This window comes from Nitrosomonas sp. (genome assembly GCA_031316255.1).
Lineage (GTDB): Bacteria > Pseudomonadota > Gammaproteobacteria > Burkholderiales > Nitrosomonadaceae > Nitrosomonas.
In genome coordinates this window covers 3,292,185-3,316,080 of sequence record JALDQW010000001.1, presented here as the reverse complement: position 1 = coordinate 3,316,080, position 23,896 = coordinate 3,292,185, and the positions used below count along the sequence as shown (strand labels likewise).

The window sequence follows — 23,896 nt, the reverse complement described above, 5'->3', positions numbered from 1 at the left end:
CGATGGTTGACAAAGCGTATGACAAAATACTTTATCGAATTGTCCCGGCGGTTTACCGCAATCGGGATAATTCGCAGTATGGCGGCAGTGGGGATCTGAAGAAATATTTCACCGGCAATGCGGTGTTGCTCAATCAACTGCACGCGACGCTGGATCAATTGCTTGCCGATAATTTCCCGGATAATCCGCTGGATAATTCACTGGCGTGTCAGGACTGGCTGTTACCCTATTTTGCAGATTTGCTGGATGTGCGGCTGGTTTCTCCGCTGGTAAAAGGCCGCCGCGATGAAATTGCCAAAGCCATCCGCTGGCGGCAGAGAAAAGGGACGCTGCGCGTCGTTGAAGAAGTGGCCGAATCGATTGCGCAACTCGAAGTGGTATTGCACGAAGGCTGGAAGCATGTCGCCATGACGCCGCGAATTGACGCGCCGCTTATTCCGGAAACGCTTTATGGTTTCAGTAAAACCGTGCCTGTGGAACCGCCGTCAATTGCGTCCCGTCATCCCGATTTGCCGGTCGTTACACCGGATTTTCGTTGTACATCCGGCGCCGTTTCATCCAACACCAGTAATCCGGCTGCGCAGCAAAGTGAAATCGATGGCGACGCCCGGGTATGGCGTCAGGTGAGTTTTCATGGCGCGCCATGCAACCCTGGCAGCTATGAAGATGTTTCCCGCCGCACCGTGGATTTTCGTTGTGGAAACTGGCGGCACGGTCATTTTCATCCGGATCGTATTTTGCTCTATACCGTTCCGCCGGCCGGTTCTTTTCCTGCAAACATACAGACCGTGAACTGGTCGGAAGAACCCGGCGAAGCGTTTTTGAAACGTATTGATGTGATAACCGAGGGAAATACCACAGTCTATCGTAATAAGACATTCGGTCGGGACAATTTCAGTCCGGTCAATATTCGCAGGACGATCCAGCTTGGACAGGTTGCCGATGGTGTTGGTGATCCCGATTTTCATATCTGGCGCTTTGAAGGCGTCAATATACTCAATACGTTAGTGCTGGATTCTGGACGGGTGGAGTTGGTGAAGTGCGCTGCACGCAAGGTTGAAGTGCACAGTATCGACAAAGTGTCTGCCGTGATTACGGCCAAAGACTGTTTGTTTAGACAGGTTCAGGCTGCACGCGGGCTGGTTAAGCTGGAGTATTGCACGGTTCTGGAGTCGACCTTGAGCGAGCATCTTTTTGCCAGCGATTGCATTTTTCTGGGACTGGTTCACAGGCATCACCTGCCCGATCTGACTCCGCCGGTACGACACTGCGTCCGGTATTCACGTATCGCCAAGGATCAGGATGAAGGCGATATGCGATTGATTCATACCACGCGTGCTTTACCGGTGATGTTTTCAACGAAATTTGGTGAACGGGGTTGCGGGGTATTGCATCCAGCGACTCCAGAAGCCATCGTGCACGGCGCGGAAGACGGCACCGAAATGGGCGCCTATCACAGCGATTATTTAAGTCTACTGGCTGATGCAGTTATTGAAAAACTCAACGATTATTTGCCGCTGGGTAAGGAAGCCGTGGTCATCCCTGATACGCGTCTGCTGGATATACCTGAGTAGACGCAACGAGTATTAACAAATCATTTTGTTATTTACGGAATTTTGATTATGAAAACACAACTGTCACGAAACAGCTTTGATGCCAAAAAGCGTTATTCCGGCATTTATCAGCAAATGGGCAGAATGCTCACCGATGCCGACTGGAACGAACTGACCGATCTTAGCAAAAGCAGGCTGGCCGATGCATTAACCGACATAATCGGCAGTGGTACGCCGCGCGACCGGGGTCTGGTCAGGATTGCCGAAAATCCCGATGGCAGCAAAAGCTACACATTGCAGTGGGGGTATTGCTATGTGGACGGCATTATTGCGCAGGTGCGCCCTGATCCTGCCGCAACGTTGACCGATCCAACCGGCGTTGCATTTGAATATGAGCATCAGGCGGATTTTCCGGGTGCGCCGGCGCTACCCGCAGGGGATTATCAGCTCTATGTCGATGTCTGGGAACGTACGGTTATTGCACTGGAAGATCAACAATTGCTCGATCCCGGCCTGCATGGTGCAGATACCTGTACCCGTACACAAACCATGGCGCAGGTGAAATGGTGTGAAACCGAAGTAACACCAGAAAATGCCGCGCACAATCCACCGGTTGGCGAAGCGAAGCTGACACTGGAATTGCGCCAGGGCAGTACCGAGCCGGACCCCTGCGATCCCTGCGCAGAGGAGATTGCGCTACAGGACAAATTGGGAAATTACCTGTTTCGCGTTGAAGTGCATGATGTCCAATATAATGCAAGTGGTCAGCCTGAACGCGTTATCCTGAAATGGTCGTCTGAAAACGGTGCAGAGCAGTATGCTATTGGCGTTGAACCGACAGGTTTCGGTTCGGATAACTGGGTGTATGAATTTTTTGACGGGTTTCTTGATCCCGATGCAATTACGCCGGAAACCTATGACAGCGAAAAGCATCTGGGAAAACACCTGGCGACGGGTTTTACCCCGGTACGCGGTGAATTAACCAAAGGCTACCCGGATTCGGTACCGTCGGATTATACCGCTGTGCGCCGGTGGGACGGGTACTGCGCGCTTGAAAAAATAGCAGGCAACTGGACTCTGGTCGCTGGCGCGGATCGTGGCGTGGACTTGTCCACCGGTTCGAGTAGCGACGCGCATGGTCATGTCACTGAAGGCAGCACGGTGATAATCAATCACGATGTGATGACGTTGACTGTCGAAATTGCCGACTTGCCGGTTCTGGCCGGTGACTTTTGGTATGCGGTTGTGCGGCAGGCCGTTAATGTGGCCGGAGATGTACTGTTGATTGATGAAGAACCCCGCGGCATTGTGCATCATTACATGACGCTTGGCAGTGTTATCGGCGGTGAGTTTGTTGCGTATGACAGTGATCAGTGCAAACGCTTTGAATTTCCGCCGCTGACCGATATTCTGGCAACAGATGTTTGTTACGACGGCAGCCAATGTGACAGTCTGTCAACCGCAAAAACAGTGCAGGATGCGATCGATCAGTTGTGCCATTCGCGCGATCTGCGCTGGCATAACAAACATCTGCATGGCTGGGGGATAGTCTGTGGATTGATCGCGCGCTGCGGACCCGATACGCATATTGATCCTGATGACGAAGACGGCGTAGCGGAACGGCGGGAAGTCAAGATAACTTCCGGCTATGCCATTACCTGTGAAGGCGATGATATCGTTCTTGAATCCGAACGGATTATTGATCTGATACAGCGTATCGAGGCGCTGGAAGAACAGGGGACCCAAGTGCTAAAAGAGGGTAACGGCACGGTCTGCCTGCGTCTGGAACGTGATGCTAACGGTCAGCCACAGGTTGTCGTTGAACCTTACGATTCAGAAAAGCATGCCGATAAATCCATACTGGACGGTACCTTGCTGATGGATTTCTATCAGAAATGTATCGTGGATCTGGTGGAAGCGATTGTGTCCGAATTCAAGTTTCTGAACACCGACGAACTGAATGAAGTTGAAGGTGGTACAAATGGGCCGGTTTCGATTGAACGCAGAAAGCTGACGAGTTTTATCAACTTGATCGTTCAATTGTTCAATCAGGAGAATGGATCTTATGTGTTTCTGTCCCGTAAAGAGCATTTGATATTACGTGACATTTACCTGAATTTAAGAAGTCTTTTGCAAAGTAAAACATTCTGCGCAATGTTTCAGGGGCAGGATTTTCCCGATTATCCGTTTGAGAAGACCGGGATGACGACCTACTTTGGCAAAAACCTGCATACCCGTATCCAATTGCATCCATCCGGAGACCGGGTGTATTCCTATGGCGGCACCGATAATACCATCAATGTCTATAGTGTTGAGAAACAGGAACTGATACAGGTACTGGAAATGCCGTCCGCCGAGGGCGCCGAAGTGTCTGCAATCACCTTTTCACAGGATGGCGCATTGCTGTATGCCGCTGCCAGCGTGCGCGGCATCGATTCGGTATTCGGAATAGCCCGCGTCAATGACAACCATGCCTGGGAAGAAATGACGATTCTTTGCGACATAGAAATTACCGGCATGCAAATGTCGCAAAAGGATAGCGGACTGATTTATGCGGTTGGTTATGGCAAGGGGCTTTTTTATCTGCGCCCCGAAGTGCTGATGGACCAGGAAAAACCGCGGCCAGAGCCCGTCTACGCATTTAACGCAGTCGGTCATTTGGCCATTGATAGCCAAGCGGCGCTTGCCTATTGCACGGGTGTGTCAAAAGACATTGATCCGGATCGCTACGACCGGGTATTTATTTGCAACCTCAATATCGACGGCCAGCAGACACAGAATCCGCAAGAACTGCCTTTGACGGATGAAAGCGGCCAGACATTGTCTGGCACTGATGGTTTAACCGTAAGCCAGAAAAGTGGTCGTGGATCGGGACGGTTGTATGTCGTTGTCGATGGCCCCAACGGCGCCGATAACAAACGGCTTTTGACCTATAATTTACCGGTTGGTGATAACAACCAGCCTGTCTCAACGCTGGATATCGAGAATACAACCGTCAGTCTTGCCTATCATCAGGAATCGAAACAGGTATTACTGGCGATGGAAGATGGCTATCGTATCCAGACAGTCGATGAAAATGGCAAGAAAAGCAATGTGTTCCGTGTGCCGGTCCAAATCCAGCCGACAGATGTGCGGGTCGATTCAGGCAGCGGTCAGATTTATGCCCTGAATTATATCAGCAATACCGTGAGCGTGATTCCGGCCAATGAACTCGATGTGACCGACGCATTTCTGCAGCAACTCGCACAATACCGTCAGGAAGTGCTGCGCGTATTTTATGCCTTGTTCGGTGGCCTGTTGCAATACCTGAAAGATTGCTTCTGCGATCATTTGCTGGTGAAATGCCCTACCTGTGATGATGAGGACGTGATTTATCTTGCGACCGTCGAGGTGCGCGATAACAAGGTGTATAACATCTGCAATTTTGACAAGCGCAAGTATGTGAAATCGTTTCCAACCATGGAATACTGGTTCTCGATTGTTCCCGTCTGGCCGTTGCTGAAAACGACGGTGGGAAGACTGTGCTGTTCGATTTTGCCGGATTTCTTTGCCAAGCAACAGGATAACGTGATTAAACCCATACCGGCAATCGGTTCTGCACAAACGGTAACAAATCGAGTCAGCGCAAATACTGCAAGAAAAAGCGTGCAGACCTATCAGCGCACCGATATCAGAGCGGGGCTCAGAAACCAGGTTAAAACAACGCAGTTTATCGGTCAATTGGCGACTGATCGTGCTGTTGCGCTGGCTGATACCGGCCGCCGTAAAAATATCGGGGTGCGCAAACAGGCGTTGCTGCAAAGTGATGTCAATGATGCGATCAAGGAATTGAATAACAATCAGGTCGAAGTAGCCGCGATAAAAAAATACGATGCCAATAATGCCGGTGTATATCTGACTGAATTCAACCAGACCCCGCAACGCATTGATCCGGGCAGTAAAGTCACGCTATACCAGAAAGATGGCAAGGTGGCTTTTTATGCCATTGAAAAACAGCCCGCAACTGTTACCGCAACGCTACCCGATAATGTAAAAGCCGAACTGCAGGATTTTGAAAATCGGAAACAGGCTTTGGCCAATTTTGATGCGCTGAATGCCGAGTTGGCAAAAGTAGAAACACGCCGGGCGGATCTGGGTGAACTGAGTGCAGTCCGGACTGAAATTGACACCCTGAAATCGGAAAAACTGGCTGTTCAGGAAGAACTTGCTGCGCTCAAGGTGCAAGTTGAATCCATCCAGTCGGTGCGTAACACGTTGTCAGCAGAACTGGTCGAGTTGAATAAGAATATTCTTGAAGCCGGTAAACAGCAACAAGACCTTCGATTTGCGGTTAATAAGACCAAACCGGTTATGACGCTGCCGCTCGTAACTGCGGAAATCGATACAGATTTACGCAGTCTGGGAATCAGCACTGTAGAAGACCTGGCTGGCGCTGATGCAACCAGACTCACAACCGTGCGCAGTATAAGTTCAGCGACGGCAAAGCGGCTCATTGTGTCTGCGCAAGACTTGATTACCAAAGGCTAAATTATGTTTGCTCTGACTTATCGAACATCCTGTACAGGTTCTCCAGTATCCCGGCCCCGTCCAAAAGACAAAATTTTGCATGCGCCTCAAGCGGCAAGTGTTAAACAAATTCTTGGGGCAAATCGGGCGCAGGCAGCATTAAAAATCGGGCCTCAAAATGACCGGTTCGAGCAGGAAGCTGATCGCATTGCCAATCAGGTTGTGTCAGGCGGCCATGGTGCGGGGGCAGTTCGTCATATTGAGGGTGTCAGTGGTGCGCAACGGATGTGCGAAGACTGTGGGGAAGAATTGCAGCGTAAGCCCATCAATAATGTGTCAAGCGGTGGTGCGAGTGGAGAAGTCAGCAATGCGAGTCCTAAAATGGGTTCGGGACAGAAACTATCGGTGAGTCAACGCAGTTTCTTCGAATCGCGCATGGGCTATGGTTTTGAAAATGTGCGTATTCATACGGATGAACAAGCCGCGCGCTCGGCGGAAGCGATTAATTCTCGTGCTTATACTTTGGGGCGCGATATCGTATTCAATGCAGGCGAGTATCAACCGGGTACCCGTGACAGCGATCGATTGCTGGCGCATGAATTGGTGCATGTTATACAGCAACGCGCTGCAATAACCGCACTCCCAGAAAACCGGGCGCAGTTGAAACAATTATCAACAGATGGGATGATTCAAAGATTCTCATCTTCTTCATCGTCTGACTCGTCAGGGTCTTCGGATGAGAACGATGAAGATAATACGGCGCCATCTACAGGAACAGGATCAGCGTGTAAAGTGGATGTGCGGGCGACGCATATTGGCGGTGTTTTAAGTGGGTTGCCGATTTGGCATTTGTTTATCGTATATACGGATAGCGCCGGTACGGAGTTTTATTATCGCGGCGGTCCCGGCGGCAGTTGCCCCGGTGTCGATGCCGGTGAATATGGAACTATTATTGGCACGCATGGGCGTTATGTGGCGGGTACTGTGGACTGGGATACCTCTGCACCTTCTGTGACTGTGCTCAGCGGTGCAAGTGCTTGTGGTAAAGACAGTTGTTTCGCTTCAGAGTTAAGCCGGATCGATGGAACATGCACACCATATGCACCGACCGGGCCGAACAGTAACACAGTCGTGAGTACGCTGTTGTCCAATTGTAGTGTGCCGCGCAGCAAGCCCGTGGCGATCGCCCCGGGTTGGGGTGATCCGAATCTTTAAGCAAGTTTTATTTTAATTCAATTTTTTTTCGAGAATGGATGCGGTTGAGATTGATTGGAGCGCACTTGAAAGTGTGGAACAGGTTGAACATGTGTTGACGGAAAATCTGAGTAAAGGGTCCCGTGAGACGGATGTTTATCGCTTTGCCAGTCGGCATGGTCTGGAATGTTCGGAGCGCGTACAGTCGGTAATCTACTGTTCGGTGCCGGCATCTGGAAAATGGAAACTGATACGTGAAAAGTGGCTGATGGAATTTCACCTTTGCGGGGATTCTGTCAAGCAGATCAAGGTCAGTAAAGGGTATATCGGGCCATAACCGCAATGTAACGGATGAGAGATGGAAGTTACTGCAGCACATAGGAAGTTAAAACGCCCGGTGGCACGCGGAAAACAGGTTATAACGCGGATAAGCAGCGGCCAGGTCCGGTCTGTCCGAGCGTTGTTGAATAATAATCAAAGACAGCTATCCGGCCGATGTGCAACGCAATCAGACGGCCAACATAAACGTGATGCCGATCGTATGAATGGCCGAATCAGGCAGCAGATGAATGCTTTTGGTGTGTCACAAACCTCCGAGGTTTTAGTGCAGCGACAGGAACAATCCGGGTCGCTTGAGGGAGAAGGGAGAGAAAGAAGAGAAAGTGGCGCGCCGGTGCTTCCTTCGGTTGCGCCTGCGCCTGGCGGTGGTTCCGCGCGTACAAGCCGGTGTTATGCCAATCCTGAATTTCCGGATTTTCGATGCCTGGCTTCTGCGCTGAAGCTTGATATCGATGAGAACCTGTGGGCTAATGCGCATCAGTTTTATCGTGTTGCAACATTATTTCCCGGAGACAATGAGTTGATGTGGAATACTTTTTTGCGGTACGGTCTGGGGGTGAATTTGCTGCAAACCAGCTTCGGGTTTTTGGGTGCGAATGAAACGTTGGGAACGATTTTGTCGTATGGAACAGGTGTTGGTTTGAAGTCATATGATTTTTTAAACAATGGTGTGCTTGAGCTTGATATTCCAATATCAATCGGACAGGGTTTCAAACTGGATTTGCAGCTTGATTTGAATGCCGATCCGAATGATCTTGCTCATGTGCGGCAAGTCGGTGCAGGTATCGGGTTTTCAGGCCATTTTTAGTCTAAAATCATCATAACGGAGAAGCACAATGTGCGGGTGTTTCTCAAGGTTTCTGTATATCCATATTCATCGGTGAAAAGGTCATGCAAAAAAGATGAACATTCAATTATTACAGAAGAAATCCAGGCCGGCGGTGGTATCAAAGAAAAGGCCGTCCGTTCACTTGAATGCCGAACAGCCATTAGCCGTTCAGTCGGTTATTCAGGGCGGAAGAATCCAGTCTAAACTGCGCATAGGGCAGCCTGACGATTGTTATGAACAGGAAGCCGACCGCGTTGCCGAGCAGGTTGTTTCCGGCCGTAAGGCAGGTGCCGCTGTAGCGGGTGCGCCAGCAATCCGGCCTGCCAATGACACGCAATCCATACAGCGGCTGTGTGAAGAATGTGAGGAAGAATTGCAGCTTAAACCGGAAACGAATGAGACTGGTAGCGCGGTTGAGGCGGGGACTATCCAGGCGCCGCCGTCGAGCGCAGGCAGGAAACTGCCGGTTGAGCGGCGTGGATTTTTTGAGTCGCGAATGGGGCATGGATTTGGGGATGTACGGATTCATACGGATGAACATGCTGCCCGGTCGGCTGAAACCATTCATGCACGTGCTTTTACACTGGGACGCGATATTGTGTTTAACAGGGGGCAGTATCGGCCGGGTACTCTGGAAGGCGACAAACTGCTGGCGCATGAACTCACGCACGTGATACAGCAGCGTGGCGGTTTGAATCCGTCTGTGCAGCGCAGCTGTTTTGACGGCAATTGCGAAGACTGTAATGGCGGCATCAAAGACCTGTGGGTAACCGTGTTTTTTGCACGCCGGGCAAACCGCGAAACAATGGAGCATTTGCGCACTGCTATCGATGGCGCGAAGACCATTTTGCGCAACTGCTGTCTCAATATCAAATTCGATTTTAACTGGACGTTAATTCCCGGGGCCGCATCCATTGAAACGGCGAGCCGGCATGCACGTCCTGCAAACGACCCTCTCGGTTTACGTGATGTGCCTGAACCGCAGGAGACAATCGGTGAAGGCGATCTTGTTGCCGGTGCCCGCGGTATTCCTATGCTGGTTGTTGATGAGGTGCGCGGTACGGGCGGCGGCACAACCATTCTGGGTGGACAGGATGATCGCGGGAATGACTATGATGTTGAATATACCGGACCCTCCATGTTTTTCATCGCGGTCAATCAACCCAATCCGAACGGTAATTGTAATCATATTGCCCATGAAATATGGCATATCACAGGCGCGCTGCGTCACGTGGCTGCCGAAGGCGGTATTACTGCGTGCACGAATAATGACGTCTCCGAAACCTATTGCAATGCGGTGCGTGATCTTGCTTAACAAGCCGTTAAAGGTTACGGTTATGATGGTGCATGTCAATTCGACTGGTTAATCTAAGGATATTCATGTGGAAACGGCGTTAACAACGACAACCAAACCTGCAAGTGACAAGAAAAAAGCAAAGGTTGCGTCACGCCGCCAACAAATGGATGCGCAACAAGACGGTACGGTAGTCGATCTTTTGCATGCGTCCCGTAGTATTCAAACTAAACTCGAAATCGGACAACCCGGTGACCGCTTCGAGAAGGAAGCCGACCGGGTTGCCGATCACATTTTGCAAATGCCTGATCCCGATGGTAAGAATCGAACAGTCAAACCGTTCGGTTCTTGTGTGTCAGGTCATGACGATGCCGCCATAGTTCGGAGTAGCAATCACCATGTTCATAAACTGCCTGATATTCAATGCGTGCTAAACGTGCTAAATGAAGAAGAGCAGGAAGAACAGCAAGAGCAGGAAATCGTTTACACGAAGACTGAGGGTAATTATGCTACGCGTCTGACTTCCGAAGTGGCTGCTCAGATTCAGCGTATCCGCCGGGGTGGGGGGCGGTCCTTGCCAGGTGCGGAACGCGCATTTTTCGAACCGCGCTTCGGGAGGGATTTCAGTGGTGTAAGAATTCACACCGGTAGTAAAGCGGCGCAAGTCTCTCGCGCTATACACGCCAGGGCTTTTACCGTAGGCCGGGATGTCGTGTTCGGTGACGGTGAGTATGCACCGTCCACAACGGCCGGACGGCGCTTATTGGGACATGAACTGACCCATGTGGTACAACAGAACGCCTGTGGACTAACAACTGCGCAAACCGTATTAGATGCGGAGATCATTCAACGCGATGTCTTACCCACTCGGCAAATCAGGACCGACATAGAAGAAGGCAAAACCACGCATACCGATCTGTTATCCTGGATACAGATTCTGGGAGAACAAACCGGCCATATCGCTCACGCGGCTGACTTCCCTGGGGCGAGGGCGCTGACCAATATGCCTTCTCCGGTACCGACTCCCGACGCTCAGCCGGTGCCTACCGTTACACGCTGGCCTATTGAAGCGTATTTTTTTCCGGCTCATGTGCAGCATACCGATCAACGCGCCTTGATAATGGGCGGTTTTCACGGAGATGAACGGCCGGGATACGAAATGGTTGAGGCATTTATGACTCAAGTGCGCGGGGGACAAGTACCGCTGGCGTTTCATACGCTTATTATCCCGCGTGTTAATCGTGGCGCCGTAGAAGATAACCTGGCCGGCGTTACTTGGTATGACCGGCGCTGCAATCGTCAATTTGTCGATTTAAATCGCAATTACCGGGTACCCGGTGCGCCGACACCGAGCGCCTCTTCCCGTTGCCCGAATACCCGCCGCGCACCAATCCAACCGGAAACGCAGGGTGTGATTAATATTGTGCGCGATTTTCAACCGCATCGAATATTAACCGGGCATGCCGTTAGCCGTCCCGGTCGCGCCGGGGTTTTTGCCGATCCCAATACACACCCTACGGCAAGCCAGTTAGCATTGGCTATGGCGAACCGATTACCGGGCACTATCCGCCAGGCGAACCGACTGGGCACCCGCTCACCGACAGCGGTATATCCCGGTGATCGCCCTGGCCAAATGCCGAATGATCCTACGTTCGGCAGATGGGCACCAAGCGCCAGCCGACCAGGGTATTTGACTCCAGTGATTACGGTTGAAGCGCCTACTTATGGCAGTCTGGCCGCCACCGGGGCCCGTTCCACCACCAGTTATGTGCAGGCGCTGTCAGGATTCGTCGCTGCTCCAGGGACGTTGGCCGACGCGGATTCGCAAATTGTTCGCGACATCCAGGCGATGACCATAGCCAATCAGCGTTTGTTTTTGACCGGGCGGTTGGCGTCCACAAATGCGATTTATAACAGGATTCAGGCGCGAATTAACAATGCGGTCAGGTTGTTAAACGGGTTGCGTCCCAGGCGTCCCGTTGCGGTGCGGATCGTCTCGGGACGGCGCATGTTTGATACGCGAGTGGGAGGCGCTTCACCGCAGGCGCAAATTGTTTTTGAAAAATTCACGCTTACCGGCAGCCGGGCGAACGGCTGGGATACACTGCCAGACCGGTACTTTGTCGGCGGCAACAGAAGCAGCGGGGTGGATAGAGCGGCATGGTTGGGTGAATCGTCGGCGCGGCGTCTTGAAATAATATTGCGGTTTTCCGCCATTCCCGGTGCTTCACGGCATCATTGGGGTACGGAGGTGGACTTCAATTCCACTACAAATGCCCATTGGGCGCCCTCGCCGGGAGCGGGTCGTCCCGCCGGACGTTTGCATTCTCTCGGTGTGTGGCTGGAACAAAATGCGCCGCGAGTGGGGTTTTTCAGAACTTACACCGCCGGTCGGACCGGCGGCCATGCGCCCGAACCCTGGCATTATTCCTATGAGCCAATCGCGCGTTCCTTGCGGGAAGCGTATAACCGGGAGGTGCGCCTGAGCCAGGATATAGTGGATCCTATAATGGCCGACTGGCAGTCACGGGCCGCTGTTGCGCGGGCAACCTTGCCTGGCGACTTGCGCCCGGCTTTGCTGGCGCTGGATTTATCGCAATTCGTCAACCGGATCGGTCCCGGGCTTTAATTCATCATCGTTTAATCATAAATTTGTAGAACATACCGCAGCACGACAGAGTGTTTTTCAATGGCCTGTTAATGCTGAAAGGCCAGCTGAATGTCAGGAGGGTTTCGAAGTAAAACAATTCTTGTCGATATTGTATTTTTTTATCAATTTTCCGATGGCCCTGCGTTCTTTACCGGCAATGGCGGCCGCTTTTGTGATGTTGCCATCGGTTTTGTTGAGGATTTTTTCAAGATAATCCTGTTCGAAATTTTGAATTACAATGGATTTTGCATCCTGAAATTTTAATTCTGCCGTGTCCGGTTTTTGGAAAATGTGTTTCGCGATTTCATGATCCGGTAAATCATGATTCTTCATATCGATATCTATTACCGGGTCGTCAGTCAACAGAAAGGCGCGCAATAAAACATTTTCTAATTCCCGAACGTTACCTGGCCACAATTGTTTTGTCAGATTCTCGATGGTTTTGGCCGAGAGCTGCCGGAGTGGCAAGTTGTATTGCGCCGCATAATCTGAAATGAGTTTTTCTGCGATTAACGGGATGTCCTGTTTTCTTTCGCGTAATGAAGGAGAGTAGATATTCAGCACATTCAGTCTGAAATAGAGATCTTCACGAAACAGATTGTGATTGATGTTGTCTTGCAAATCAGCATTGGTTGCAGCCAGGATTCTGATATCGGATTGATAAGTGCGGTTTGAGCCAAGCGGTCTGTATTCTTTTGTCTGCAAAAAACGCAACAGTGAAACCTGCGCCTTGGGTGACAGACAATCCACTTCATCCAGAAACAATGTGCCTTCCTTCGCGATGCCGACCAGACCTTCCTGACGGGTTTTTGCATCGGTAAATGCGCCTTTTTCATGTCCGAATAATTCAGCTTCCAGCAAATTATCCTGGATGGCGCCGCAATTGAGCGGGACAAAATTATGATCTCTGCGGTTACTCAGGCAATGGATTGAGTGTGCGATATTTTCTTTTCCCGTGCCCGTTTCGCCTTCAATTAATACCGGCGCGTCGTATAGAGCGATGCGCTTGATCAGTTTTAACATTCTGGTAAAAACCGGGGAGCGGCCTACAAGGTTTAATGCGGAAAAATCATCGAAGACTTTTTGCCCGAATGCCGGGCTGTATTTTTTATGCCTGTTCCGGTAACGTTTTATGCGCAGATCAAGCTCCGGTTCTTCAAAAGGCCAGAATAATAAGTCGTCAAAACTGGAAAAGAAAGTGTCATAACTTTTTGCGGGCCTTGAAAACAAGGCGCACAAATTAGTGGACAGGAAATTACGGTTAATGATTTCGGTTACGGTTTGATAAATATCGTCACTACATGCCTCTGGATCATCGAAGACAAATAAATTGACATCTGTTTGATCGGAGATCAATTTTTGAATCAGACGCTTGTCCCGAATCAGGTTAATCTTGAAACCTGTTTTGAATAAAACAGAATGGAAGGAATTCTGGTGTATGTTTTTATTTCTGAAAGAAATGATATTTAATTTGTCCATTTAATTTCCTTCAACTGACTGTTGCCGTTACGGCATGTAATCAATAAATGCGCATAGACATTAATCGCTGCACTGTACATTGTAGTCATTAAATTCTTTAATGATAGTGAAGTTTGGCGCACCTGAATGACTATGGGTTTATATTCAGGAGGTTGCTGTCATGCCGGGGAATTCAGTCTTCTTGATTATGACTGCGCTAAATAAATCCGGTTCTGTGTCATTGTGAAATAATTCACTGATTGAGAACGTACTTGACACTTAAAACATATCGAGTAACCGCGTTACTGTCAATATTGCGTGCTGTCGCGTACTTGATCTGGATTACTGATTTGATTTTCCCAAAGGTCAGGTGAGCTCAGATCGTTCAACTGTGCCAGGTGTTTTTGCACCAGGATTGATGTTGCCGATAGGCGAACAGCCCAGGACTGGTCTCATCAGATCAAAAAATTGGTTGACGAAGATTATCCCGATGCCAAAAAGATTCGTCTGGTAATGGATAATCTAAATATCCATACAGGGGCATCGTTATATAAAACTTTTGAGCCTGCCGAAGCACGTCGACTTTTAGATAAGCTGGAATTTCACTACACGCCGAAACATGGCAGTTGGTTGAATATGGCAGAGATCGAGTTCAGTTTACTGTCCAGACAATGTATGAGTGATCGCATGGCAGACAGACAATACTTGACTCGGGAAGTTGCTGCATGGGTAAAACGAAGAAACACGAAAAACAGCGAAATGAATTGGCGCTTTACGACGGAAGATGCTCGCATTAAATTAACACATCTTTATCGAGGGTGTTCAAAATTCTGTGTCAGTTTGCCAATCACCTAACGCGCTTCGCTTGTTGACCACTGAAACCGGTGACCGATCGACACAATTCGTGTCGATACGCTAACCAGTTTCAGCGGTGACATAAAAATCTGTATTAAATTCATAAATCCAACGCCGCATCCAAACGACCCTCAAAATATATCGCTAACTGGGATAATGTCAAATTCCAGTTCTGTATCGGCATCGTCCATTTCTTGCTGGCATTTTTAATTCCGACATACAGTAGCTTTAGTAGACTGTTTTCATTCGGAAATCCACCTTTGGTTTTTGTCAGTTTGCGAAATTGGCGATGTACGGCCTCAATGGTGTTGGTTGTATAAATCACACGGCGTATCGGTTCAGGATATTTGAAGTATACCGATAAATTTTCCCATTTGTTGCGCCAGGATTGAATCACGATGGGATACTGTTTTCCCCATTTGGCTTCCAATGCATCAAGCGCATCTTCAGCTGCATCAATGGTCGGCGCTTTGTATACCGGTTTCAGGTCAGCCATGAATGCTTTTTGATTTTTTGACGCCACATATTTCATCGAATTGCGGATTTGATGAATAATGCATAACTGAACCTCGGTTTCTGGAAAAATACTGTTGATTGCCTCAGGAAAACCCACGAGTCCATCAACGGCGGCAATAAGGATATCCTGTACGCCACGGTTATTTAAATCTGTCAGTACGGAAAGCCAAAACCGGGCGCCTTCGCTTTCCGATACATACAACCCTAGTACTTCCTTCTTTCCTTCAATGTTTAAGCCAAGTACGGTATAAACTGCCTTGCTGACATACCGGCCATCGTCTTTCACTTTGTGATGTATGGCATCCAGCCACACGAACGGATAGTGACTATCCAATGGCCGTTGCTGCCATTCCCTAAGCTCCGGAATAAGCTTGTCAGTGACTGCACTGATCGTCGCCGATGAAACGTCAATGCCGTATATCTCGGCAATATGCCCAGAGATATCCTGATAGCTGGAGCCCAACGCAAATAACGATAGAATTTTGCGTTCGATTTCATCGGTAAGATGAGTCTGATGCTTTTTAACCAACTGAGGTTCAAATGTACCGTTGCGGTCTCTGGGTGTTTCCAGTTGAAAACTACCTGATGCTGATTTTACAGTCTTTGGCGTCGTGCCATTCTTCCGGTTCTGTTCATCCCCGGATTTGATATGCTGTTCAAGTTCCGCCGCCAATGCAGCTTCAGTGAGTTGTTTGATCAATGGCGTTAATATGCCATCTTTTCCATTCAAATTCCGCCCCGCTTTCAAGGATTCCAAGGCTTCTTCAAAATCAAATTGCACTGTAGTCTTGTTCATTCGTCACTCCTATAAAATTTAATACTAAAGGAATGACACAGAATTTCTAATACTCCCTCTTTATCCGTCATTTTAAGGTAGATGATGTACTAGGGCATGCAAATATTGCGGCCAAACGGATTTACGACCATCGTAAAACCAGACCGGAGGATAGTCCGATATTCAAGGTTGCATATTGATCTTTAAGTTTATACATAAAAGACTAAAAAATCGAAAACTTAAATTCGTCAGTTTTGCAAAGGTCTCCTCTCAAATATACTTCTTCTTTCTTGTGGTTTATTCTTGTTCTGATCCCTGATCCTAATGTCCACACTTATGTCATATTTTGCAGGCGGTGTTTTCAAATCCATGTTATGAAACACCATATTATCTATAACATCCTTATTAGAATAGTAATACTCAGTTAAACGATCTGAATTGACAAGGTTAGCATCGTCTGCATGATTTTTTCGCCCTCTATTCATCCATTCCGTAAAATGAATCCCTTTAGGGTCATAATTTATTCTGAGACGTTCTGTTAAGTCACTAAGATTCTTTTTTTGGTCTAAATTTCTGTTGCGCCAATCAGCATACCCACCATCCACAGAAATAAGCGCTTTATTATAAACATCTATTGGTATTCCGTGCGTTCTCGCAAATGCGTCTCCAGCCCCACTACCACTATCACGAAGCCTATTTGCCCAATAACGGTTCAAATGAATAAAATCAATAGATGCTTTTTTTTCTGGGGATAGTACATCATAATTTTCTACACCAGTTAGAAACGTTGGGTTTGTTCTTTCTTGTATTTCGGGAACAGGATGGCGAAGAGAAGAAGGTACAGAAAAAACCTGATTTTCTACCTGTTGAGCAGATTGTTTCGCTGCCAATACCCCTTTTCCTCGTACTAGCCAAACCCCAAATGTATTCTTTTCTTTATCATATTGACCTATATCATAAGATAGACCGTTTATTCCCATACTAAATCGCAATGCTTCAGCAGTAGTGCCAGGAGCACCAGGGTCAGTACCGTATCGATGAGCTGGATGAACAGGCTTTCGTTCATTAAATGTCGAATCTGACCAGATGTGCAAATTCCAACGAGGCATGCCATTTTCTCTAGGAGCAACATCCAGTGGTTGAGAATCTATGACATTCTTCCCCATATGCCGTAACTCAGATACTGTGGGCAACCGCCAATCATTAAATCCGCACAGATGTCTATTGTTAGCTTCTTTTACAAAGTTATAGGTGTCACATTGTGACGAACTCCATCCTTTACAATCTGTATCATAATTAACTGATTTGTGCTGGAAACTTAAGCCTGCAGTACCACCATTTTGACTAGAATCGGGATTAAACCAATGATACTTGTTGTGTATAAAATTGAAACCAGGAACAGCAGCCTTTATTTCCCACATCAGTTCAGGATTATTTTCATCTAACACACATTCAGATACTGCAGCTAACGTTATCTCAGAACTTGAAATATCTTTCTTCTGATCTTGTATTCTGGCATCTAATGTATTCCCACTGTTATTTATTGCACAACCAGTAATTAACAGACTAGCTAATGCCACGACAAATACAGAAAACTTCAAATATATATTTGATATCATGGTATCTTCCATTATGCATATAGTTGCATGAAACGCACTGAGCGGGTGCAGAGTAAAGCCCAAACCGGATAATAACAGTAACACACAAAATCCCAAAGAAAACTATGCATTTTATGGAGCTGGGGTGAATGCGTATAGAAGCTACTAATAGCCGGTGAATTAAATCTAGAAAAACTTAAGTCTGATTTAATGAAGCATTTACCAGAGGGAGCAAAACGAGATAATTCCATCAAGGGAATTGATGATGGCGAGTAAAAATAGTGATGGGTAAATGAATGTTCTGGGTGTCTGAAATGAAGTATTTCAGTCTCATTGAGAAAGCTTAGCTAATGCTGCTTGTGCGAGCGCTATAACACCTTTCCATTCCAGTAAGTTTATATACTCACTATCAGAAAGATCAGTGCCATATTTTTCAAATACCATTTGTAACTCATTACAAAGCGACTTAATTGAATCAGCCTCTTCTTTATCCTTCAAAAAAACATCTATAAGGCTTTCAGGGTTGTCTGATAATGCAGTGTCATCAAAAAGGAAATGGATTGAGTAGTCTAATTCATCATGTTCAATCCCTGGAGGACAATTACCATTAACCCAGCAGTTATTTTGGTAATCCCAATTCGATAAATCTTTCAGATAGCCAAGTAACTCAGTTCTCATTTCAGGATATTTCATAAAGGAGAATCCCAACTTTTCCAATTTTGATATTCACTAAGCGGTATATGTGTTTGCTCAGCACTGTCTTTGATTGAACTCTGAATTGGATTTCCATCACGACCTATAACTTGACCATTTCGTCTAACAATTACATGGTCAACTTGCTGACTAGGTAGACTATGTTTCGGGTTACCTTGATCAATACGAACGCCATTTCCTGGATTTTTAGGATCTTGCCACCTTGTGCCGACTCCCTTCTTATTAGCCTTGCTACCCCATTCAGCAGGGAATTTTTCTGTGACGTTTTTCGGAGCTCTCCACTTTACAACGACACTACCCACATCATCCACATTCTTACCGAAGATGGAAGCAATAATTTTATATTCTTCTCTGATAAGAGATGGGATTGCTTCTATCCCTCCGGCTGCTTTGATAGCATTAAACGCACCAATCCCAGTACCAATACCGTAAAATACAGAAGCCCATTCAAATGCAGAATCACGTGTCTTTTCTAACAGAGGAGTATGTTGCCTAACTTTATCCTCTACCAGACCATAATAGAATACAGGCCCTGTGCCAAAAACCCCTTCTAGATAAGCAGCATATGCACTGAAAAACCCATCAGCATTTTCAATTCTTTTCCCTACATCATCCCAGTAAAATACCAATCTCCCTATAGCATTACCAAAACCGTATCTTGGGCTATAACTCTCTGGCTTTTTTCTCGGAAAAATATTTTTTTGGTTCAGAGAAACCTTGGGAGTTTCCTTTTCATTCTCTACAGCAGGGTCTATCCCAACAAAGGTATCAGAAGTACCACCGCATAACGCCTGATACACTTCCGGCGGATAATTGTGTCCTTGTAGGAATTTTCCTGTCTTCCCATTTTCTATACAGCTATTAACGAATTCTTGTGTTGTTATAATTCCAGGTATAGAAGTATTTCCTACCACCTTCACACAATATCTTCGCAAACACTCCTGAACAGAATTCTTAGCAATGTTTACTGTGCTGGTTTTTTCCGCATAAACAGGAACAGAAGCCCCAGACAAAAACAATAGTGACGCTATAAACATCGCTGCTGTAAATGATGATTTAAATGTTGGTCGGCTTATATTTAATAACATGTTCGGCTTGCTGATATGCATCAATCAACCCCGTCCGCTAAACTTCCTTAGACCGTAAAGTCCACCGGACATTCATTGAATAAGTAGAGCTTACTCAGAAATTCATTAAAGCCACCAATCCTGGCAAACAATAAGCTCGTCTTGAGATGAGCTGAGGGCAACATGCAGGTTCAATTCTCCTGAGAATGGAGAAATTTATCACCCAGCACACCATTTTGGTGGTGAATTTTTTGAATCGAAGAAAAACCTGCATCAGTACCAGCAGGTTCATGACCAGAAAGATGGCATTTATCCAAGCAATCGACGTATCGGCACGTTTGGCTCGGATATTGTTAAGGCGGTAGCCGTATTTGCCTTGACCGAACTTGCCTTCAATCGGAATTCTCTCCCGATATTCCTGCCGCCGCTGCGCTTTGAGTTGTTTCAGCTCACTCTGGTTTTCAGTGGTGGCTTTGGGTGGACGTCCCAGTGGTTTGCCCGAGAATCGGATGTTGTGACTCTCCAGATAGCTGCGATTTTCGCGCGATCCATAGAGCCTGTCGGCGATAACGACTTCTGGGTAATAACCGTAACGATTCTTGTAGGCTTCCACCTGTCTCTGAAGATCATGACCCTCATGACAGGCATCCCAATGGAGTTTGTCAACTTGCGCCAGCTTATCGCCGGTCAGGCTGACGCTGATTTTTGCGCCGAATTCCACCGCTTTGCCAAGCTTTCCTCTGACAATGGGCCGCAGATGGGGTTGACTGATGCTGACAATGCGATCGTTGCAGCGCCTGATATTGGCTTTGTACATTTCATATTGCTGGTCATAGAGGTGGGGTAATACCCAGTAACGACATATCAGCCAGTTGAGTAACGGCAAGGGTTGACCGTAGGGGCAGGCAGTCAACATGACTTCGATGTACTTCAAGTTTCTACGCAGGTACTGTAATTGTTGCCGGATTGCCGCACGACGATTCTTGTTGGGAGGCCGCTTTTGTTTGGCAATATTCAAAAAAGCTTTCCTGGCGTTCTGTCGATAGGTGCAAGGCTTCTTTGTGCGTGGCTGAGGACTGTGGGTATACAGTATATCGATGATACGCTCGCTTAGTTCCCGGGCTTCGTTGAGCAAGCCAAGGTCTGTCGGATAACGTATCGCCTGCTCCGCAACAGTCGCATCCAGAATCAATTTGCCGTGGTTCTGTGGCGCATCTGCTTTGTCTTTCTCTGTTTTGTCTGATTCAGCAGCGTTGCTTGAAGGTGCACTGTTGGCACCGTCGTCATCGCTATCTTTAACAACTTGCTTCGCTTTCTTGCGTTCAACCGATTCAATGACCGCCTCATGAAATTCATCAAACACGCCTTGTCCCATACGCTTGCGTACTTCAACCAGTAGTGAAGGCGCAAAGGGCGCTTTCGATTGAAACCCTTTCAGTCCAATGAGATATTGCAGGTAGGGATTTTCCCGAATCTGCTCAACCGTCTCTTCATCGGATACCGATAATTTGTGCTTGATAATGATTGCGCCTATGACAATACGCGCATCCTTGCAGGGACGGCCTGATGTTGCAGATAGTGTTTTGTGGTAGCTCTGCGCTAAATTATCCCATGGTATGCAATCACTGAGTCTTACCCAGCGATTATTGGGATCAAGTATCATTCCTGGTGGTGTATCAAATCCTGGAAGGGTCGGCTGGTTTTGGCTTGTATAACGAATCATAGTGCACGGTTTTTGGTGGTATTTCAACAAATTACGTGCACTATTTTACCAAATTACAGTATATTCATCAATATAATCATGTTGTTATGGTTTATGAGTATGCTCTAAGTAACTGTTTAGTTTTAAACATTGTGCACATTGAACAGTTTTTCATCTTTCAATGCGGCGTAAATGCCCGCTTTTTGACTAAAGATTAATAGCGATAAATCAACGATACCATTTGTGCCGTCATTGTGCAGGTGACAGTCAGACAGAAATTCGATAAAACATCCACGGAGTGTATACGCCAGGGTGCTGTTGTAGCGATCAAAGAAAGAGATTTAGGCATTTTTTTAAATTTCATTATTTAATACTTGTCTTTGATGGACAATAGCCAGAACAATAATCACCTGATCGTTAATTTCATAAATGATGCGATATGAATAAATGGAAATTTCCCTGATATTTTCTTGATTGATTTCCGGTACGATTCTTCCGATTTTGGGAAAAGTATCCAGTTGTTCCATTCTTTCACGCACATCATTCACTACTTTCTTAGCGTAATACAATGAATCCTTTGCAATGTAATCATGAACAGCACGCAAATCAGACGTTGCGGAATCCGTCCAGACTACCACGAATCAATTTCCTGCTTTAGCTGTTCACTTGTTATCGTTTTATTCTGACTTGCTTCTGCTCGACCTTTTCTGATCTTGTCCAGCACATAAAGCCGGTACATGATTTCGTCCATATCAGCATCATCAGGCAATTGATCAATTGTTTTTAATGCTTCCTGTTTGGCTGCGAGCATTTGATTCTCCTTATTTACAATCTATCGACTAATCGGCTTATACCGTATCCGCTTCGGTTTCGCACCTTCTTCACCCAATCGTTTAATCTTGTCGGCTTCGTATTCATGATAGTTACCGTTGAAGAACGTCCATTGCGATTCGCCTTCGGCGGCGAGGATGTGCGTGGCGATGCGGTCGAGGAACCAGCGGTCGTGCGAGATGACCAGCACGCAACCGGCGAATTCGAGCAGTGCGTCTTCAAGCGCGCGCAGGGTTTCCACGTCGAGGTCGTTGGACGGCTCGTCAAGTAATAATACGTTACCGCCTGCAATCAGTGTTTGCGCAAGATGCAGCCGTCCGCGTTCACCGCCGGAAAGCTGGCCGACGACTTTCTGCTGGTCGCCGCCCTTGAAGTTGAAACGGCCGAGATAAGCGCGGGCAGGGGTGGTGTATTTGCCTACCGTGAGCAGGTCGTTACCGCCGGAAATCGCATCGAACACGGTTTTGTCGTTTTCCAGCGAGTCGCGCGCCTGGTCGACATGCGCAATGTTGACGGTCGGGCCGATTTTGACTTCGCCGGAATCGGGTTGCTCCTTGCCGGTAATGAGTTTGAACAGCGTCGATTTGCCCGCGCCGTTGGGGCCGATAATGCCGACAATCGCGCCGGGAGGAATCTGGAAACTCAGGTTATCGATCAGCAACCGGTCGCCGTAGGCTTTGGAGACATCCTTGAATTCGATCACTTCGTTGCCGAGCCGGTCGCCGACGGGAATGAAGATTTCCTGCGTTTCGTTGCGTTTCTGGTATTCCTGTGAACTCAGTTCGTCGAAACGCGCCAGACGGGCTTTCGATTTGGCTTGACGGCCTTTGGGATTCTGCCGCACCCATTCAAGCTCTTTTTTCATCGCTTTCATATGCGCGTCAACCTGTTTGCTTTCCTGTTCCAGCCGCGCTTCTTTCTGTTCGAGCCAGCTTGAATAATTGCCTTTCCACGGAATGCCGTGTCCGCGATCGAGTTCCAGTATCCATTCGGCGGCGTTATCGAGGAAGTAGCGGTCGTGCGTGACCGCGACCACGGTGCCGGGAAAGCGCACCAGAAACTGCTCGAGCCATTCGACCGATTCGGCGTCGAGGTGGTTGGTCGGCTCGTCGAGCAGCAACATGTCGGGTTTTTCCAGCAGTAGTTTGCACAACGCCACGCGGCGTTTTTCACCGCCGGACAGGTTTTTGACCACGGCGTCCCACGGCGGCAGGCGCAAGGCGTCGGCGGCGATTTCCATCTGGTTTTCGGTGTCGCTGCCCGCAGTGGCGAGAATGGCTTCAAGACGCGCCTGTTCTTCGGCCAGGGCGTCGAAATCGGCGTCTTCTTCGGCATAGGCGGCGTAAACCGCATCGAGTTTTTTTTGCGCTTCCATGATTTCGCCCATGCCGGCCTCGACTTCCTGACGCACGGTATGCTCGGGATCGAGTTGCGGCTCCTGCGGTAGATAACCGACGCGGATATCGGACAAGCGTTGCACTTCACCGTCGAATTCTGTATCGACACCGGCCATGATGCGCAGCACGGTGGATTTGCCGGAACCGTTCAGGCCGAGCAGGCCGATTTTGGCGCCGGGAAAGAAACTCAGCGAAATATCTTTGATGATTTGACGTTTCGGTGGAACGATTTTGCTCACGCGGAGCATGGACATGACATATTGGGCCATAGTATTTACTTTTATTGTGTGAAAAGAATGAGTGTCGAGGATTGAATAGAAAGACAGAGTTTAGCGCAGCTTGTCCGTCAATGAAAGTAAACAGGGTGGGGGCTAAATCTTTTGAATGCGTTTGATCGAAACAAATTTATGGTTTTCATCGAACACCAGTTCGAAGATCCCTTGTACGCCATCCGCCTGAACCACGGAGCGCAGGATATTGGCGGGGAAACGGATGGTGCGGCCATCGGTCGTTGTTGCAACGACAGTGCTCGCAGCACCTTCGTAGTAGTACATGAGTTTTTGCGGGGAGATATTGAGAACAACCTGTAACCGTTGATGCATTGCGTCGACAGAATCG

17 protein-coding genes and 1 pseudogene are annotated in these 23,896 nt (G+C 47.9%); 8 read left to right on the top strand and 10 right to left on the bottom strand.

Annotated elements, in window-relative coordinates; translation table 11 throughout:
* Positions 1 to 2: 2 nt before the first annotated feature.
* From MRK00_14650 to MRK00_14620, 7 genes are all read left to right on the top strand, one after another.
* On the top strand, positions 3 to 1,574 hold the full coding sequence (locus MRK00_14650; GenBank protein MDR4518606.1) for a phage tail protein: 1,572 nt from the start codon (positions 3 to 5) through the stop codon (positions 1,572 to 1,574).
* A gap of 48 nt (positions 1,575 to 1,622) precedes the next feature.
* Positions 1,623 to 6,080 (top strand): DUF6519 domain-containing protein, encoded by a 4,458-nt coding sequence (locus MRK00_14645; GenBank protein ID MDR4518605.1) that lies wholly within the window; start codon positions 1,623 to 1,625, stop codon positions 6,078 to 6,080.
* 3 nt (positions 6,081 to 6,083) lie between these two features.
* A complete protein-coding gene (locus MRK00_14640; GenBank protein MDR4518604.1) occupies positions 6,084 to 7,274 on the top strand; it encodes a DUF4157 domain-containing protein in 1,191 nt (396 codons plus the stop codon).
* Between the two features lie 34 nt (positions 7,275 to 7,308).
* Positions 7,309 to 7,590, top strand: a complete 282-nt coding sequence (locus MRK00_14635; GenBank protein ID MDR4518603.1) for a hypothetical protein — start codon at positions 7,309 to 7,311, stop codon at positions 7,588 to 7,590.
* 21 nt (positions 7,591 to 7,611) lie between these two features.
* Positions 7,612 to 8,400, top strand: a complete 789-nt coding sequence (locus MRK00_14630; GenBank protein ID MDR4518602.1) for a hypothetical protein — start codon at positions 7,612 to 7,614, stop codon at positions 8,398 to 8,400.
* A 94-nt stretch (positions 8,401 to 8,494) separates the two neighbouring features.
* A complete protein-coding gene (locus MRK00_14625; protein ID MDR4518601.1) occupies positions 8,495 to 9,736 on the top strand; it encodes a DUF4157 domain-containing protein in 1,242 nt (413 codons plus the stop codon).
* Positions 9,737 to 9,803: 67 nt separating this feature from the next.
* On the top strand, positions 9,804 to 12,344 hold the full coding sequence (locus MRK00_14620) for a DUF4157 domain-containing protein (protein MDR4518600.1): 2,541 nt from the start codon (positions 9,804 to 9,806) through the stop codon (positions 12,342 to 12,344).
* A gap of 93 nt (positions 12,345 to 12,437) precedes the next feature.
* Here the strand turns inward: MRK00_14620 and MRK00_14615 are convergent, their stop codons facing one another.
* Entirely contained in the window at positions 12,438 to 13,844 is a 1,407-nt protein-coding gene (locus MRK00_14615; protein MDR4518599.1) for a sigma-54 dependent transcriptional regulator, read from the bottom strand.
* Between the two features lie 393 nt (positions 13,845 to 14,237).
* On the opposite strand from MRK00_14615, the pseudogene MRK00_14610 reads away from it, so the two are divergent.
* Positions 14,238 to 14,678 (top strand): annotated as a pseudogene (locus tag MRK00_14610) (transposase).
* 100 nt (positions 14,679 to 14,778) lie between these two features.
* Here MRK00_14610 and MRK00_14605 read toward each other — a convergent pair.
* The 9 genes from MRK00_14605 to MRK00_14565 all read right to left on the bottom strand — a co-directional run bounded on the left by MRK00_14605 (position 14,779) and on the right by MRK00_14565 (position 23,880).
* Positions 14,779 to 15,990, bottom strand: a complete 1,212-nt coding sequence (locus tag MRK00_14605) for an IS256 family transposase (GenBank protein ID MDR4518598.1) — start codon at positions 15,988 to 15,990, stop codon at positions 14,779 to 14,781.
* Positions 15,991 to 16,217: 227 nt separating this feature from the next.
* A complete protein-coding gene (locus MRK00_14600; GenBank protein MDR4518597.1) occupies positions 16,218 to 17,588 on the bottom strand; it encodes a DUF1566 domain-containing protein in 1,371 nt (456 codons plus the stop codon).
* A gap of 309 nt (positions 17,589 to 17,897) precedes the next feature.
* The gene (locus MRK00_14595) at positions 17,898 to 18,260 is read right to left on the bottom strand and encodes a hypothetical protein (protein MDR4518596.1); all 363 of its coding nucleotides are present in this window, start codon (positions 18,258 to 18,260) and stop codon (positions 17,898 to 17,900) included.
* Positions 18,257 to 19,390: a hypothetical protein gene (locus MRK00_14590; protein MDR4518595.1), complete on the bottom strand. Its 1,134-nt coding sequence runs from the start codon at positions 19,388 to 19,390 to the stop codon at positions 18,257 to 18,259. Before MRK00_14590 ends, MRK00_14595 begins: the two co-directional genes overlap by 4 nt.
* Before the next feature lie 73 nt (positions 19,391 to 19,463).
* Positions 19,464 to 21,071: an IS5 family transposase gene (locus MRK00_14585; protein MDR4518594.1), complete on the bottom strand. Its 1,608-nt coding sequence runs from the start codon at positions 21,069 to 21,071 to the stop codon at positions 19,464 to 19,466.
* A 332-nt stretch (positions 21,072 to 21,403) separates the two neighbouring features.
* Positions 21,404 to 21,688, bottom strand: coding sequence for a type II toxin-antitoxin system RelE/ParE family toxin (locus tag MRK00_14580; protein MDR4518593.1), 285 nt, complete (start codon positions 21,686 to 21,688; stop codon positions 21,404 to 21,406).
* Positions 21,682 to 21,861, bottom strand: coding sequence for a hypothetical protein (locus MRK00_14575; protein ID MDR4518592.1), 180 nt, complete (start codon positions 21,859 to 21,861; stop codon positions 21,682 to 21,684). Before MRK00_14575 ends, MRK00_14580 begins: the two co-directional genes overlap by 7 nt.
* Positions 21,862 to 21,882: 21 nt before the next feature.
* Positions 21,883 to 23,547, bottom strand: coding sequence for an energy-dependent translational throttle protein EttA (gene ettA, locus MRK00_14570; GenBank protein MDR4518591.1), 1,665 nt, complete (start codon positions 23,545 to 23,547; stop codon positions 21,883 to 21,885).
* A gap of 102 nt (positions 23,548 to 23,649) precedes the next feature.
* The gene (locus MRK00_14565) at positions 23,650 to 23,880 is read right to left on the bottom strand and encodes a DUF2835 domain-containing protein (protein MDR4518590.1); all 231 of its coding nucleotides are present in this window, start codon (positions 23,878 to 23,880) and stop codon (positions 23,650 to 23,652) included.
* Between the last annotated feature and the right edge of the window lie 16 nt (positions 23,881 to 23,896).

Bases quoted from the DNA above. Each gene is read 5' to 3' on its own strand.
- MRK00_14575 (MDR4518592.1), bottom strand. From the start codon at position 21,861: ATGCTCGCAGCCAAACAGGAAGCATTAAAAACAATTGATCAATTGCCT.
- MRK00_14565 (MDR4518590.1), bottom strand. From the start codon at position 23,880: ATGCATCAACGGTTACAGGTTGTTCTCAATATCTCCCCGCAAAAACTC.
- MRK00_14600 (MDR4518597.1), bottom strand. From the start codon at position 17,588: ATGATATCAAATATATATTTGAAGTTTTCTGTATTTGTCGTGGCATTA.
- MRK00_14625 (MDR4518601.1), top strand. From the start codon at position 8,495: ATGAACATTCAATTATTACAGAAGAAATCCAGGCCGGCGGTGGTATCA.
- MRK00_14645 (MDR4518605.1), top strand. From the start codon at position 1,623: ATGAAAACACAACTGTCACGAAACAGCTTTGATGCCAAAAAGCGTTAT.
- MRK00_14615 (MDR4518599.1), bottom strand. From the start codon at position 13,844: ATGGACAAATTAAATATCATTTCTTTCAGAAATAAAAACATACACCAG.
- ettA (MDR4518591.1), bottom strand. From the start codon at position 23,547: ATGGCCCAATATGTCATGTCCATGCTCCGCGTGAGCAAAATCGTTCCA.
- MRK00_14590 (MDR4518595.1), bottom strand. From the start codon at position 19,390: ATGCATATCAGCAAGCCGAACATGTTATTAAATATAAGCCGACCAACA.
- MRK00_14650 (MDR4518606.1), top strand. From the start codon at position 3: ATGGTTGACAAAGCGTATGACAAAATACTTTATCGAATTGTCCCGGCG.
- MRK00_14585 (MDR4518594.1), bottom strand. From the start codon at position 21,071: ATGATTCGTTATACAAGCCAAAACCAGCCGACCCTTCCAGGATTTGAT.
- MRK00_14635 (MDR4518603.1), top strand. From the start codon at position 7,309: ATGGATGCGGTTGAGATTGATTGGAGCGCACTTGAAAGTGTGGAACAG.
- MRK00_14595 (MDR4518596.1), bottom strand. From the start codon at position 18,260: ATGAAATATCCTGAAATGAGAACTGAGTTACTTGGCTATCTGAAAGAT.
- MRK00_14640 (MDR4518604.1), top strand. From the start codon at position 6,084: ATGTTTGCTCTGACTTATCGAACATCCTGTACAGGTTCTCCAGTATCC.
- MRK00_14630 (MDR4518602.1), top strand. From the start codon at position 7,612: ATGGAAGTTACTGCAGCACATAGGAAGTTAAAACGCCCGGTGGCACGC.
- MRK00_14605 (MDR4518598.1), bottom strand. From the start codon at position 15,990: ATGAACAAGACTACAGTGCAATTTGATTTTGAAGAAGCCTTGGAATCC.